The 12489-nt window shown below is 65.4% G+C and carries 13 protein-coding genes; 6 read left to right on the plus strand and 7 right to left on the minus strand.

Annotation, left to right across the window (positions count from 1 at the left end; all coding sequences use genetic code 11):
- Nucleotides 1-5 precede the first annotated feature (5 nt).
- The 3 genes from ACE103_RS32865 (at nt 6) to ACE103_RS32875 (ending at nt 1931) form a co-directional block, all read left to right on the plus strand.
- The gene (locus ACE103_RS32865; RefSeq protein ID WP_223976699.1) at nt 6-425 is read left to right on the plus strand and encodes a hypothetical protein; all 420 of its coding nucleotides are present in this window, start codon (nt 6-8) and stop codon (nt 423-425) included.
- Nucleotides 426-521: 96 nt separating this feature from the next.
- Nucleotides 522-731 (plus strand): hypothetical protein, encoded by a 210-nt coding sequence (locus ACE103_RS32870; RefSeq protein ID WP_223976697.1) that lies wholly within the window; start codon nt 522-524, stop codon nt 729-731.
- 42 nt (nt 732-773) lie between these two features.
- Nucleotides 774-1931, plus strand: a complete 1158-nt coding sequence (locus tag ACE103_RS32875) for a glutathionylspermidine synthase family protein (protein WP_375776422.1) — start codon at nt 774-776, stop codon at nt 1929-1931.
- A 173-nt stretch (nt 1932-2104) separates the two neighbouring features.
- Here ACE103_RS32875 and ACE103_RS32880 read toward each other — a convergent pair whose 3' ends face one another.
- The 6 genes from ACE103_RS32880 to chpT form a co-directional block, all read right to left on the minus strand.
- The gene (locus ACE103_RS32880; protein WP_375776423.1) at nt 2105-2974 is read right to left on the minus strand and encodes a CheR family methyltransferase; all 870 of its coding nucleotides are present in this window, start codon (nt 2972-2974) and stop codon (nt 2105-2107) included.
- Entirely contained in the window at nt 2971-4140 is a 1170-nt protein-coding gene (locus tag ACE103_RS32885; RefSeq protein ID WP_375776424.1) for a chemotaxis response regulator protein-glutamate methylesterase, read from the minus strand. Before ACE103_RS32885 ends, ACE103_RS32880 begins: the two co-directional genes overlap by 4 nt.
- A gap of 75 nt (nt 4141-4215) precedes the next feature.
- Nucleotides 4216-4581, minus strand: a complete 366-nt coding sequence (locus ACE103_RS32890) for a PleD family two-component system response regulator (protein ID WP_018273268.1) — start codon at nt 4579-4581, stop codon at nt 4216-4218.
- Nucleotides 4582-4644: 63 nt separating this feature from the next.
- A complete protein-coding gene (locus tag ACE103_RS32895) occupies nt 4645-5115 on the minus strand; it encodes a chemotaxis protein CheW (protein WP_375776425.1) in 471 nt (156 codons plus the stop codon).
- A gap of 22 nt (nt 5116-5137) precedes the next feature.
- Nucleotides 5138-7861 (minus strand): chemotaxis protein CheW, encoded by a 2724-nt coding sequence (locus ACE103_RS32900; RefSeq protein ID WP_375776426.1) that lies wholly within the window; start codon nt 7859-7861, stop codon nt 5138-5140.
- 201 nt (nt 7862-8062) lie between these two features.
- A complete protein-coding gene (gene chpT, locus ACE103_RS32905; protein ID WP_223977585.1) occupies nt 8063-8710 on the minus strand; it encodes a histidine phosphotransferase ChpT in 648 nt (215 codons plus the stop codon).
- Between the two features lie 240 nt (nt 8711-8950).
- Between chpT and cysQ the strand changes: the two genes are divergently transcribed.
- Complete coding sequence (cysQ, locus tag ACE103_RS32910) at nt 8951-9778, plus strand: 3'(2'),5'-bisphosphate nucleotidase CysQ (RefSeq protein ID WP_375776427.1); 828 nt, start codon at nt 8951-8953, stop codon at nt 9776-9778.
- Here the strand turns inward: cysQ and ACE103_RS32915 are convergent, their stop codons facing one another.
- The gene (locus tag ACE103_RS32915) at nt 9779-10243 is read right to left on the minus strand and encodes a YHS domain-containing (seleno)protein (RefSeq protein ID WP_097677238.1); all 465 of its coding nucleotides are present in this window, start codon (nt 10241-10243) and stop codon (nt 9779-9781) included.
- A 153-nt stretch (nt 10244-10396) separates the two neighbouring features.
- Between ACE103_RS32915 and ACE103_RS32920 the strand changes: the two genes are divergently transcribed.
- Both ACE103_RS32920 and ACE103_RS32925 read left to right on the plus strand, forming a co-directional pair.
- Nucleotides 10397-11002, plus strand: a complete 606-nt coding sequence (locus ACE103_RS32920; protein ID WP_223977581.1) for a DUF1134 domain-containing protein — start codon at nt 10397-10399, stop codon at nt 11000-11002.
- A 152-nt stretch (nt 11003-11154) separates the two neighbouring features.
- A complete protein-coding gene (locus ACE103_RS32925; protein ID WP_375776428.1) occupies nt 11155-12450 on the plus strand; it encodes a hypothetical protein in 1296 nt (431 codons plus the stop codon).
- The last annotated feature ends 39 nt before the right edge of the window (nt 12451-12489 follow it).

The following is a 12489-nucleotide window of genomic DNA, read 5'->3' on the forward strand; positions in this document are numbered from 1 at the left end:
GAACCATGGCGCGCAAACCAAACCCGGAATTCGGCAAGCGGCGGCCAAGCGTGCCGGCGGTGGCGACGCGGCCGGAGCCGCCTTCCAAGCGCTCCAATCATGTCGCGCTGCTGATGATGGGCACGCTCGCGGTCGGCGGCGGCGCCTACGCGGTGATGCCGCGGCAGAATTGCCAGCCCGTCCCGCCACCGCCTCCGGGCGTGACCGCGCCGGCCCCCCTGCAACCCGGCGCCGATTGCGCGCCGCGCGGTTCGTCGTCGGGGTCGGGCGGCGGCGGTGGCGGCGGCTCGTCGCGCAGCAGCTTCTACAGCAGTAGCTCCTCGTCCGGCGGCTCTTCATCCTCGTCGAGTTCATCGTCAAGCTCGTCGGTCAGCCGCGGCGGCTTCGGCTCGTTCGCGCATGCGTTCGGCTTCGGCGGTGGCTGACACGCACTTTGCCGTGTCGTCATGCGCTTTCGCTTGCCCGGCGATCGGCGCTGATGGACACTCGGCGCGGCTACGCAGAAGGCAAGGATCGCGTCCATGAAACGCTCGCGACGGGTCTGGCTGAAAATGATGGGAAGCGTCGCGATCGGCGCAGCCTCGATGGGCCTGTCGCCAAGCCAGGCCCGCAGTCATCACCATGCCGGGCACAAAGCCAAGCGGAAGCCCGAGCAGTTATCACCCTCCGGTGGCTTCGGCGGCACGCCACGCACCATTGCCCGCTACGACAACGCACATAGCGGCGGCTGACACCGAGCTGACACGCATCGTCTGAAGATCACGGACCCCTTCATGCAACGCATCGCATGTTCCGAGCGCGACGATTGGCAGGCAACCGCCGAAAGCGCCGGATTCACTTTCCACACCATCGACGGCGAACGCTACTGGGACGAGCGCGCCTATTACGCCTTCACGCTCGACGAGATCGAGCGCGATATCGAGGCGCCGACCGGCGAGATCGACGCGATGTGCCTCGAGCTCGCCGGGCGCGTGCTCAAGGATGAACAATATCTGCGCCGGCTGAAGATACCGGAAGCGTTCTGGGACCTGATCGCGGCGAGCTGGCGCCGCAAGGAGCCGAGCCTCTACGGCCGGCTCGACCTCAAATTCAGCGGCAGCGGCCCGGCCAAGCTGCTCGAATACAATGCCGACACGCCGACCTCGATCTTCGAGGCGGCGGTATTTCAATGGACCTGGCTCGAACAGGCGATCGAACGCAACATCATCCCGAAACGCGCCGACCAGTTCAACTCGATCCACGAGGCGCTGATCGAAGCCTGGAAGACGATCGGCGCGACCCAGCCGCTGCATCTCACCGGGCTGACCGGCAATGCCGAGGACGCCGGCACGCTCGCCTATCTCGAGGACACCGCGGCGCAGGCCGGGCTGAAGACCACGCTGCTCGACATCGAACAGATCGGGCTGCGCAGCGACGGCCAGTTCGTCGACCTCGACGAAAGCCCGATCGCGCTCGCGTTCAAGCTCTATCCATGGGAGTGGATGTTTCACGACGCGTTCGGCAAAAACCTCGCGACGGCGCCGACGCAATGGATCGAGCCGCCCTGGAAGGCGATCCTGTCCAACAAGGGCATCCTGCCGCTGTTGTGGGAGCTGTTCCCGAACCACCCCAATTTGCTGCCGGCCTATTTCGAGGACGACCCGCAGGCCGCGCAGCTCGGCACCTCGTTCGTCCGCAAGCCGATCTATTCGCGCGAGGGCGCCAATGTCGAACTGGTCAGCGCCGGCATCACGCTGGTCGCGGAAGAAGGTCCCTACGGCGCCGAGGGCTTCATCCGGCAGGCCCTCGCACCGCTGCCGAATTTCTCCGGGCAGTACCCCGTGCTCGGCAGCTGGCTGGTCGACGGCACGCCGTGCGGGCTGTCGATCCGCGAGGACGAGAACCCGATCACCAGCAACACATCGCGCTTCCTGCCGCACGCGATTTTGTAACTCAGAGTCGTCGAGACGATCACAGCCCTCGTCCCGTCATCCTGAGGAGCCGCGCAGCGGCGTCTCGAAGGATCGACGGCCCGGCCGGTGGCCGTTCATCCTTCGAGACGCGCTACGCGCTCCTCAGGATGACGGTATTGGCAGCATCGCGCTGGTATGTCGGAAAATCCAGCTCACCGCGCAGCGGACGCGACCGCCTTCAGCACATGCGCGGCGCCGGCGCGCGCGACTGGCGCGGTGCTGGGCTGATAGAGCCCGCGGCGGTCGGGATAGGGCCTGAACAGATTGGTGATGCCGACCACGGATTCCGCCGCACCAAGCGCCAGCACGCCGTCGGGCTCGAGCATCCGGGAGATCTTGCCGAAGATGCCTGCCTTGGTCTGCTGATCGAAATAGATCAGCACGTTGCGGCAGAAGATCACGTCGAAGGTGCCGAGATGCGAAATGTCCTGCAGCAGATTGAGCTGGCGGTGCTGCACCATGCCGCGGATATCGGCGTTGAGCTGCCAGAGCTCGCCCTTCTGCACGAAGTGCTTGACCAGCAGCTGGATCGGCAGGCCGCGCTGCACCTCGAACTGGCTGAACAGGCCGGCCTTGGACTTTTCCAGTACTGCCTGCGACAGGTCGGTGGCGATGATCTCGATGCGCCAGCCGGTGAACAGCGCGGTCATTTCCTTCAGCAGCATCGCGATCGAATAGGGCTCCTGCCCGGTCGACGAGGCCGCGCACCAGACGCGCAGGCTGCGGCGCGCGGCGCGCGCCTGCGCCAGCGCCGGCAGCACCGCGTCCTTCAGATGATCGAACGGGATCTTGTCGCGAAAGAAGAAGGTCTCGTTGGTGGTCATCGCCTCGACCACCTCCGACGTCAGCATCTCGGCGCCGCCCTTCATCTTCTGGACGAGCTCGGGAATGCCGGCGAGGTTCGACCGGCGCGCCAGGGGCAGCAGGCGGCTCTCGACGAGATATTGCTTGTCGGCCGACAGATCGAGGCCGGAACGTTCCTTCAGCAGCTTACGCAGATACTCGTAGTCCAGCGGCGTCACGAACGGTCTCCCGCAAACACGCGAACAAGCTTCGATGCGATCTGGTTGAGCGGCAGTACGGCGGCGCAGATGCCGGCATTGACCGCAGCACCAGGCATGCCCCACACCACGCTGCTCGCTTCGTCCTGGGCGATCACGCTGCCGCCGGCGGCGACGATGTCCTTGCCGCCGCGCATGCCGTCGGAGCCCATGCCGGTCAGGATCACCGACATGATGCTGCCCTGCCAGACGTCGATCGCGGAGGTGAACATCGGATCCACCGCGGGCTTGCAGAAATTGACCGGCGGCCCGTCGTCGAGCGCGATCGTGGCATCGATGCCGTGGCGGACGATCCGCATGTGGCGTCCGCCCGGCGCCAGATAGATCTGACCCGGCCTGATGCTCTCGCCGTCGATCCCCTCATGCGCCGGCCGCTTGCTGGTGCGCGCCAGATGCTCGGCGAGAATGGTGGTGAAGGTCGGCGGCATGTGCTGGGTGATCAGCACCGGGACGCGATCGATCACCGGGCCGATCTCTGCGACCAGCGACATCAACGCCTGCGGGCCACCGGTGGAGGAGCCGATCAGCAGCACCTTCGGCTGCAGCAGGCCGAACGAACGGCGCGTGATCTGGGCGGGCGCCGCGGGCGCTGCTGCGGGGGCCAGCCCCGTGCGCGGCTTGTCGTGCCCGGGCGCGAGCGGCGGGCTCGTCGTCGTATGCACCGGGCTGCGCCGCGCCTTGGCGCCGAGATGACGGATCTTCTGGATCAGGTCGTGGCGGAAGGTTTCCGCGGCGGTCGGCTCGCGCGTGCTCTCCGGCTTCGGAATGTAGTCGGACGCGCCGAGCGACAACGCCTTCAGGCTGATCTCCGCGTTGCGGCGGGTCAGCGTCGAGGCCATGATGATGACGAGGTCGCGTTTCTTCGCCAAGAGCTGCGGCAGCGCCGAGATGCCGTCGAGGTCGGGCATCTCGATATCGAGCACCGCAACATCGGGGTTGAAGCGCTCGAGCTGGTTGACGGCGTCGAGGCCGGTGCGCAGCGAGGCCACGACCTCCATGTCGGGCTCGGCGCCGATCCAGCGCGAGATCATCCCTCGGATGACCACGGAATCGTCGACGACCATCACCCGCACCTTGTCGGAACGGGTCGATGTCGGGACCGCAGCACTTGTCAACGCAACACTCATGACTTCACCAGCAACGCAACACGACGCACAACAACCGTTGAGCCGAAGGCTTCTGCCGCCGGATCGAACGTAGAGTTAGATCAAACCGACTTCCTGGAACTTCGCGGTGACGATGTCCCGGTCGAACGGCTTCATGATGTATTCGTTGGCACCGGCATGCAGCGCGCGTGCGATATGCGCGACGTCATTCTCGGTGGTGCAGAACACGACCTTGGGCTGATCGCCGCCGGGCATGCGGCGGAGATTGCCGAGGAACTCGTAGCCGTCCATGACAGGCATGTTCCAGTCGAGCAGCACGGCCTCGGGCATCGCGCGCTTGCAGGCCTCGAGCGCCTTGGCGCCGTCCTCGGCCTCGACGATCTGGAAATCGAGCCCTTCCAGGATACGGCGGGCGACTTTGCGAATGACGCTTGAGTCATCGACAACAAGACACGTTCTCATTTGCGACCTCTACTTCCTCATCCCCGGTGGGATGTTTCAGTTCTTCGATTCTGTCGGCCCGTCTCAGGCCGCTTTGGCATCAGGCACCAGTTCGAGCACGCGATCGACATCGAGGACGACCATGAGCTGTCCGTCGAGGCGGTGAACGCCGCCGGCGAGCCGGGCCATGCGGGGATCGAGGTTGACCGGGTTGTCCTGGCGGCTGTCGTCGGACAGCCGCAACACCTCGCCGATCTGGTCGATCAAGAGGCCATAGGATTCGCCGCGCTGGTCGACGCCGACTGCCATCGGCGGCTTGCCGTCGTCGGCCTTCGGCAGGCCGAGCCGGGCGCGCATGTCGACCACGGTGACGATGCGGCCGCGCAGATTGAGCACGCCGGCGATCTCGCTGGAGGCCAGCGGCACCCGCGTCAGCCGCTCCGGCATGAACACGTCCTGCACCCGCGAGATCGGCAGGCCGAACAGCTCTCCGCCGATCACGGCGGTGACGTATTCGGCCATCGCGCCTTCACTGGTCTCGGTCTTGCTGGTCATCAATTCGTTTCCTTGGATCCGGTCACGCGGCGCGGCGCAGTTCGGCGGTCTGCTCTTTCAGCGCCGCGATCAGCCCGGGACGGTCGAACTTGGCAACGTAGTCGTGGAAGCCGGCCTGCCGGCCGCGCTCGATCGCCGCCGGCGACACCATCGCCGACAGCGCGATGATCGGCAGTCCGACGAGGTTGTGGTCACTGCGGATGTTCTCGGCGAACTCAAAGCCGTTCATCTCGGGCATCTCGATGTCGGTCAGCACGACGTCGAAGGCCTGACCGGAACGCAGCGCGGCGAGCCCTTCCTGCGCATTCGGCGCGGTCCGCACCTTGTAGCCGGCGGCCTTGAGCACCGGCGCCAGCATGTTGCGGAAGAACGCGCTGTCGTCGACCAGCAGCACCGACTGCGCCGAGGCCGACGGCCGCATCTCCTTGCGCGAGAACCAGTCGGCGAACGCCATCGGCAGGAAGTGGCCGACGTCGATCACCTCGGTGGCCTGGCCCTTGATCACGGCCGAACCCAGAATGCCGTCCTGGCTGCCCGCGACCTCGATGTTGAGCCGCTCCTCGACGATGTCGATGATCTCGTCGACCACGAGCCCCATCGAGCGGCCGTCGTCGGCGAACACCAGGATCGGCTGCGCGCCCTGGGTCTGCACCTCGACGCCTATCATCTGCACCAGCGGCATCAGCTGCTCGCGGTACTGCACCATGTAGCGGCCGTTCGAGAGCTCGATCTTGTCGGTTGCGATCTCCTCGAGCCGCGTGACGAGGCCGAGCGGCACCGCCTTGGGCTGCGAGGAACCGGCGCGGAACACCAAAAGCGAGGTCAGCTGCTCGCCGCTCGAGGCATGCGCCGCGGCATTGTCGTCGGCCATGTCATGGGCCGAGGAGCCGGAAGCGCCGAGCGCTTTTGCAATGCCGTTGGGGTCGATGATCATGATGACCGCGCCATCGCCCAGGATGGTGTTGCCGGAGAACATGTCGATGTGCCGCAGCTTGGTCGACATCGGTTTGACCACGATCTCCTCGGTGTGGAACACGCCGTCGACCACGATGCCGAAGGTCTGGCTGCCGACCTGCGTCACCACGATGAAGCTGTTCTCGGCATCCGAGGTCGCGCCGTCGTCGATCTTGAGCAGCTTCTTGAGATGGATCAGCGGCAGCAGCTTGTTGCGCAGCCGCAAGACCGCGGTGTCCTTGATCCGCTCGATGCGGTGCTCGGAGTTGGCGCGGGCCCGCACCAGCTCGACCACGGACAATTGGGGGATCGCAAAGCGGTCGCCGCCGGCTTCCACGATCAAGGCGGAGACGATCGCAAGGGTCAGCGGGATCTTGATGGTGACCGAGGCGCCCTCGCCGGCCACGCTCTTGATGTCGATGGTGCCGCCGATCTGGTCGATATTGGTGCGCACCACGTCCATGCCGACGCCGCGGCCGGACACCGAGGTCACTTGCGCTGCGGTCGAGAAGCCCGGCGCGAAGATGAACTTGTGGATCTGGGCCTCGGTCATCTTCTCCAGTTCAGCCTCGGTGACGAGACCGTTCTGGAGCGCCTTGGCCTTGATCCGCTCGGTGTTGAGCCCGCGGCCATTGTCGGCGATGCAAATGATGATGTGGCCGCCTTCGTGATAGGCGGAGAGGCGAATGGTGCCCTGCTCGGGCTTGCCGCTGGCAACCCGCTCGGCGGTGGTCTCCAGGCCATGATCGGCGGAGTTGCGCACCATGTGCGTCAACGGATCCTTGATCAGGTCGAGCACCTGGCGGTCGAGCTCGGTGTCGGCGCCGTGCATCTCCAGCTCGATCTGCTTGCCGAGTTCGCCGGAGAGGTCGCGGACGATGCGCGGCAGCTTCTGCCAGGCATTGCCGATCGGCTGCATGCGCGTCTTCATGACGCCTTCCTGCAGCTCGGCGGTGACGTTGGAGAGCCGCTGCAGCGGCACCTTGAACTCGGTGTCCTCGTTGCGCCTGGATATCTCGAGCAGCTGGTTGCGGGTCAGCACCAGCTCGGAGACCATGGTCATGAGGTGTTCGAGGGTATCGACATTGACCCGGATCGACTGGTTGGCGATCTTGTCGCCTTCCTGGACAACATCCTCGGCGGCGGCCTTGCGGGCCGGCTTCTTTGCAGCCTCGGCCGGCTCGGCTGCGGGCGCAGCAGCAGCAGCGGGCTTGGCAACGGGTACGGGCGCGGCGGCTTCAATCTCGGTCTCGCGGAAGGCGCGCTCGAGCTCGTCGAGCGAGACCTCGCCCGGACGCAGCGGACGCTCCAGCGTCTGCACCACCAGCGTGCCTTCGGTCATTGCCGCCTGCACGGATGGAGATTCAACGACAGGCATATCTTCAGCAGCAGTCTCGCCGGCAGCCATCGCGGCCATGCCGTGCTCGACCATCGCCTCGAGCTGATCGATCAGGTCGCGGTCGTTGCCTTCAGGCTCGGCCTCGGTCGCCTCGAGCCCGCCAAGGATCTCCTTGATGCGGTCGATCGAGGACAGGATCAGCGTCACGGCTTCCGCCTTCACCGGCATGCCGTCGCGGAACTTGCCCATCAGAGTCTCGCCGGCATGCGCAAGCGCTTCCAGCCGCGGCAGCCCGAGGAAGCCGCAGGTGCCCTTGATGGTGTGCACAAGCCGGAAAATGTTGTCCAGGATCTTCGCGTTGTTCGGATCCTGCTCGAACTGCACCAGCTGGTTGTCGACCGTATCCAGGCTCTCGCTGCTCTCCGTCAGGAACTCGCGCAACAGATCGTCCATGAAACCAACCTTCGAAAAACGCCGAAACGCTGCGGCGCGCGACATCGACGCGCCGGCCGGAACTTAGGTCAGCTTCTCCGCAAAGCGTTTAAGTTTGGTTGAGTAATTGGAAAAGAACGGGATCAACAAAGAGATAAGACCGCACGATCGAATCGCGCGGCCGGTCGTAACCTTTGCTTAATGATGTTCCCGCGGCCGCGTTCAGGACGCCAGGATAATGACCTTGTCGCCGTCGAGCGCGAGCGTCACTTTCAACCCGCAGGCATCAGCCAAGAGCCGCGTGTAATGCGGCTGCACGGCATGTGCATCGACCGTGTTCGACGAGCTTGCATTGAGCAGGTCGACGATGTTCTGCGGCACCCGCGCATGGAGGCCCGCGGCCAGGATGCGGAAGCTCATCGTCTCACCCTCGCCAACCGGATCGATGGTGAGCGTGCCGCCGCGCGGGATGGTCTGCTGCGCGATGACCAGCATGTTCAACAGCAGCTTGACCCGGTTCTTGGGCAGCAGCAGCCGCGGCAAATTCCAGGTCAGCGTCACCTTGCCGTCCTCGATATGCCCCTTCGCCATGTTCTGGGCATCGCCGAGGTCGATCTGCGCGCCGGAGGAACCCGCGGCACCGAACGCCAGCCGGCAGAACTGCAGCCGCGCCGAAGCGGTCTTGGCGCTCTTGCGGATCAGATCGAGCGCGAACTCGCGGTCTTCGGGCTTGGGATTGTCGTCAAGGACCTCAAGTCCATTGACGATCGCGCCGACCGGGCTGATGAGATCGTGACAGACCCGCGAGCACAACAGCGCCGCGAGTTCGAGTGCATCGGGAGCGGGACCGGGAGACGAAGTGCCAGACATCAATTGTTTCCTGGAAAGCCGCACGCCGCGGGAGGAGTGCGAATCACGCATGCCTGTGGGCTTGATACACCGCTCAGACGGATGCTGCCAGCTTGCGGCGGGACTGATAAAGCATGATCCGGAACAGCGGAAACCGGTTTTCCGAAAAGATCATGCTCAAACAAGGGGATGAGATCGCGATGCGATGCCTTGCATCGCATCGTGATCTCAGAGAATACAAACAGGATATGAGACCCGCCCATGAATAAGGCACAGCCGTCCCTGATCGGCTGCGAAGCTGCCGCCACGCTGCTCGAATCGCTGACCGAACTGGTGATCCAGGCCGGCGAGGCTATCCTTGCGGTCAACCGATCCGGCATGAACGTCACCGGCAAGAGCGACGGATCGCCGGTCACCGAGGCCGATCTCGCCGCCGACCACATCATCGTCGAAGGGCTGACGCGGCTGACGCCGCATGTGTCGCTGCTGTCGGAGGAGCGCGTCCATCTGGCGACGCCGCCCTACAAGGACAGTTTCTTCCTAATCGATCCGCTCGACGGCACCAAGGAGTTCGTTGCCGGCCGCAACGAGTTCACCGTCAATGTGGCGCTGGTCACGCAGGGTGTGCCACTGCTCGGCATCGTCGGTGCGCCCGCGCTGGGGCTGATCTGGCGCGGCATCGTCGGCAAGGGCGCGGAGCGATTGACGCTGCAGAATGGCGCGGTTTCGCAGGCGGTGCCGATCAAGAGTCGTCCCTGCCCGCCACGCGGCGCGCCCTGGACCGTTGCGGTCAGCCGCTCACATGGCGATGCGCGCACCGAAGCCTTCATCGACGAACGCGGCGGCGCGGTCCGCGCCGTGCTGGGCTCGGCCGTCAAGTTCGGCCGTGTCGCAGAGGGCGAGGTCGATATCTATCCCCGCCTCTCGCCGACATCAGAATGGGATGTGGCGGCCGGTCACGCGGTCGTCGTTGCCGCCGGCGGCAAGGTGACCGATTCGAACGGGCGCCCATTGCATTTTGGGTTGGGCCGCGAAGACTTTCTGGTGCTGGAATTCATCGCGTGGGGCGACCCGGCCGCAGCGGCGTGATTACTGCGCGAGACTTTCTTCCAGCTCCGGCCACCGCGCCGCGGCTTCCTTCAGGAAGCGCGCGGGATCGGCGGCGAAGGCATCACGGCTATGTTCCCGGTTGAACAGATAAAGCCTGTTGCCGACGACGGCCCAGAATCGCGGATTGCCGGCGCAGGTCACGCCGCGCACCAGATCGGTCGGATCGTAGCCGCCAAACTGCGGGCCATAGATTTCAGGATGCGCGACGAACGAAGCGCGGTTGCCCTCGTTGCGGAAGCGCCAGACCGCGCCGCTGTCGGCGGCCTCGTATTCCGGCCGCCCCTGGGTGGCGGCGGCATCGGTGAAATAGGCGACGGGATCGAATCCCTCGATCGCAAGGCCCGAGTAGCGGTTCGTCACCACGCGCTCGGTCGTCGTGGCCTGAACCGGCAAAGAGGGCCCGATGGCCGTCAAAATGCCCGCCAACAGGCCGAAAAAGGCCATGCCCCGGCACGATCCATATCTTTCCTGCCGTTGTGCCGTCATAGTTGATACCGATAACATCCGAGTCGAGGGGACACTGGGCGCAACCTAGAGCCGTGCCTGTTGGCATCAGGTTAAAGGGCAACGCCCGGATTTCGATAGCAGGGGTTCTTTATGACTTTCGCATCACGCCTTGCCGCGGTCGCGTTCGCCGCGCTGATGTGCTGGAGCGCAGGGGCGTCCGCGCAGCAGGGCCCACCACCGCAATATCCGCCGCCGCAGCGTGAACCGACACCGTATACTTACGGGCCAGACGAGTTGGTCGGCGCCGGACACAAGTTCTTCGGCAATGTCTCGCGCGGGCTCGCCTCGGTGATCGAGCGCGCGGTGAGCCAATGGGGCCTGCCCAACGGCTATGTGCTCGGCGAGGAAGGCTCCGGTGCTTTCGTGGCCGGGCTGCGCTATGGCGAAGGCACGCTCTACACCAAGAACGCCGGCGACCTCCGGGTCTATTGGCAGGGGCCTTCGGTCGGATTCGACTGGGGCGGCGACGGCGCCCGCACCATGACGCTGGTCTACAACCTGCCCTCGACGCAGGCGATCTATCAGCGCTTCGTCGGCATCGACGGCTCGGCCTACATCGTCGGCGGCTTCGGCATGACGGCGCTGACCGCCAACAACATCGTGCTGGTCCCGATTCGCTCGGGCATCGGCCTGCGGCTCGGTGCCAGCGTCGGCTATCTCAAATTCACCCCGCGCGCGACCTGGAACCCGTTCTAGGTCGCCGCGCCGATCGGGTGATTGCGCCGGGCGCTCCGGGACGGTTAGCGATTCAGGTTAACGCGGCGAACGGGCTGGCCTTTGGCCGGCCCGCCGTGGCATTGTGATTAACAAATCCTTCTTTCCTTCTGCTTTCTTTGGAGTGACCCTTCATGATCGAGCCGATCATGTACGCGGCGATCGGTTTCCTGATCTCGATGCTGTGTGGCCTGATGATCGTTCCGCTGGTGCATAACCGGGCGGTGCGACTGACCACGCGCCGCATGGAGGCGGCGACCCCGCTGTCGATGGCCGAGATCCAGGCCGACAAGGACCAGCTCCGCGCCGAGTTCGCTATGTCGGCCCGCCGGCTCGAGATGAGCGTCGACCAGCTCAAGAGCAAGACCACGAGCCAGCTCGCCGAGCTCGGCAAGAAGACCGATGCGATCAACCGCATGAAGATCGAGTTGGGCGAGAAGAACGCCGCGATCTTCGCACAGGAAGCGCGCGAGAAGGCGATGAAGGAGCAGCTTCGCGCCACCGAGGAAGAGTTTTCCGCCAAGACCGAGCTGTTGCGCAACGCCGAGCAGGCGCTGACCGACAAGCAAAGCGAGCTTGGCAAGATCAACGCCGAGCTCAGCGATCGCGCGATGACGGCGGACAGCCGCCAGGTCGAACTGGTCGCGGTGCGGACCCAGGTCGAGGAGTTGAAGAACCGTGTCGGCGATGCCGCCAGGGAGTTCGCGGCAACCGAGGCCCGCCTCGCCCAGGAGCGCAGCCAGTCGGAGATCGCAACGCGCGATCTCACCGACGCGCGCGGACGGGTCGAGAATCTGAGCCAGCGGGTCACCGATCTCGACCGCCAGCTGATCGCCCAGGTCAAGGAAGCCGAGATGCTCGGCAACCGCGTCACCGACCTCGAGACCCGGCTTGCGACCCAGGGCAAACTGCTCGCCGAGCGCGAGTTCGAGAACGGCCAGCTCAAGCAGGCCAACGCCGCCGCCGAGCGGACGCTGCAGGAGCTGCGCGAGGAGGTCGCTGCGACAAGCGGCGGCAAATCGTCCGTGCTCGAGAAGCTGCGCCAGGAGAAGGCCGCCGTCGAGGAGCAGCTGCGCATCGCCCGCGACGATCGCGGCAAGCTGCAGCGCGACATCAACGCGATCCAGCAGCAGGCCGAGAGCTCCTGGGCGACCGAGCGGATGGAGAACGCACTGCTGCGCGAGCGCATCAACGACATCGCCGCGGAGGTGGCCAAGCTCGCGATCCAGCTCGAGGGCCCCAATTCGGCGATCGAGGCGATGCTGGCGGCGGAGCCGACCGTGCCGGCCAAGGCGGCCGCCAAGCCCGCCAACGGTGTCGCAAATGGCGTCCCGCCGGGCAGCGGGATGCCCGAAGGCGGCGGCACGCTCGCCGAGCGCATCCGGGCATTGCAGTCACACGCCTCCCGCGCCCGTCAGCAAGGCGCCTGATTCCCGCAGGGTTTGGCTTGACACCCCTACCCGGCACTT

The sequence above is a fragment of the Bradyrhizobium sp. ma5 genome (assembly GCF_042258955.1).
Taxonomy (GTDB): domain Bacteria; phylum Pseudomonadota; class Alphaproteobacteria; order Rhizobiales; family Xanthobacteraceae; genus Bradyrhizobium.

Bases quoted from the DNA above. Each gene is read 5' to 3' on its own strand.
- ACE103_RS32865 (WP_223976699.1), top strand. From the start codon at position 6: ATGGCGCGCAAACCAAACCCGGAATTCGGCAAGCGGCGGCCAAGCGTG.
- ACE103_RS32870 (WP_223976697.1), top strand. From the start codon at position 522: ATGAAACGCTCGCGACGGGTCTGGCTGAAAATGATGGGAAGCGTCGCG.
- ACE103_RS32875 (WP_375776422.1), top strand. From the start codon at position 774: ATGCAACGCATCGCATGTTCCGAGCGCGACGATTGGCAGGCAACCGCC.
- ACE103_RS32885 (WP_375776424.1), bottom strand. From the start codon at position 4,140: ATGAGTGTTGCGTTGACAAGTGCTGCGGTCCCGACATCGACCCGTTCC.
- ACE103_RS32890 (WP_018273268.1), bottom strand. From the start codon at position 4,581: ATGAGAACGTGTCTTGTTGTCGATGACTCAAGCGTCATTCGCAAAGTC.
- ACE103_RS32895 (WP_375776425.1), bottom strand. From the start codon at position 5,115: ATGACCAGCAAGACCGAGACCAGTGAAGGCGCGATGGCCGAATACGTC.
- ACE103_RS32900 (WP_375776426.1), bottom strand. From the start codon at position 7,861: ATGGACGATCTGTTGCGCGAGTTCCTGACGGAGAGCAGCGAGAGCCTG.
- chpT (WP_223977585.1), bottom strand. From the start codon at position 8,710: ATGTCTGGCACTTCGTCTCCCGGTCCCGCTCCCGATGCACTCGAACTC.
- cysQ (WP_375776427.1), top strand. From the start codon at position 8,951: ATGAATAAGGCACAGCCGTCCCTGATCGGCTGCGAAGCTGCCGCCACG.
- ACE103_RS32915 (WP_097677238.1), bottom strand. From the start codon at position 10,243: ATGGCCTTTTTCGGCCTGTTGGCGGGCATTTTGACGGCCATCGGGCCC.
- ACE103_RS32920 (WP_223977581.1), top strand. From the start codon at position 10,397: ATGACTTTCGCATCACGCCTTGCCGCGGTCGCGTTCGCCGCGCTGATG.
- ACE103_RS32925 (WP_375776428.1), top strand. From the start codon at position 11,155: ATGATCGAGCCGATCATGTACGCGGCGATCGGTTTCCTGATCTCGATG.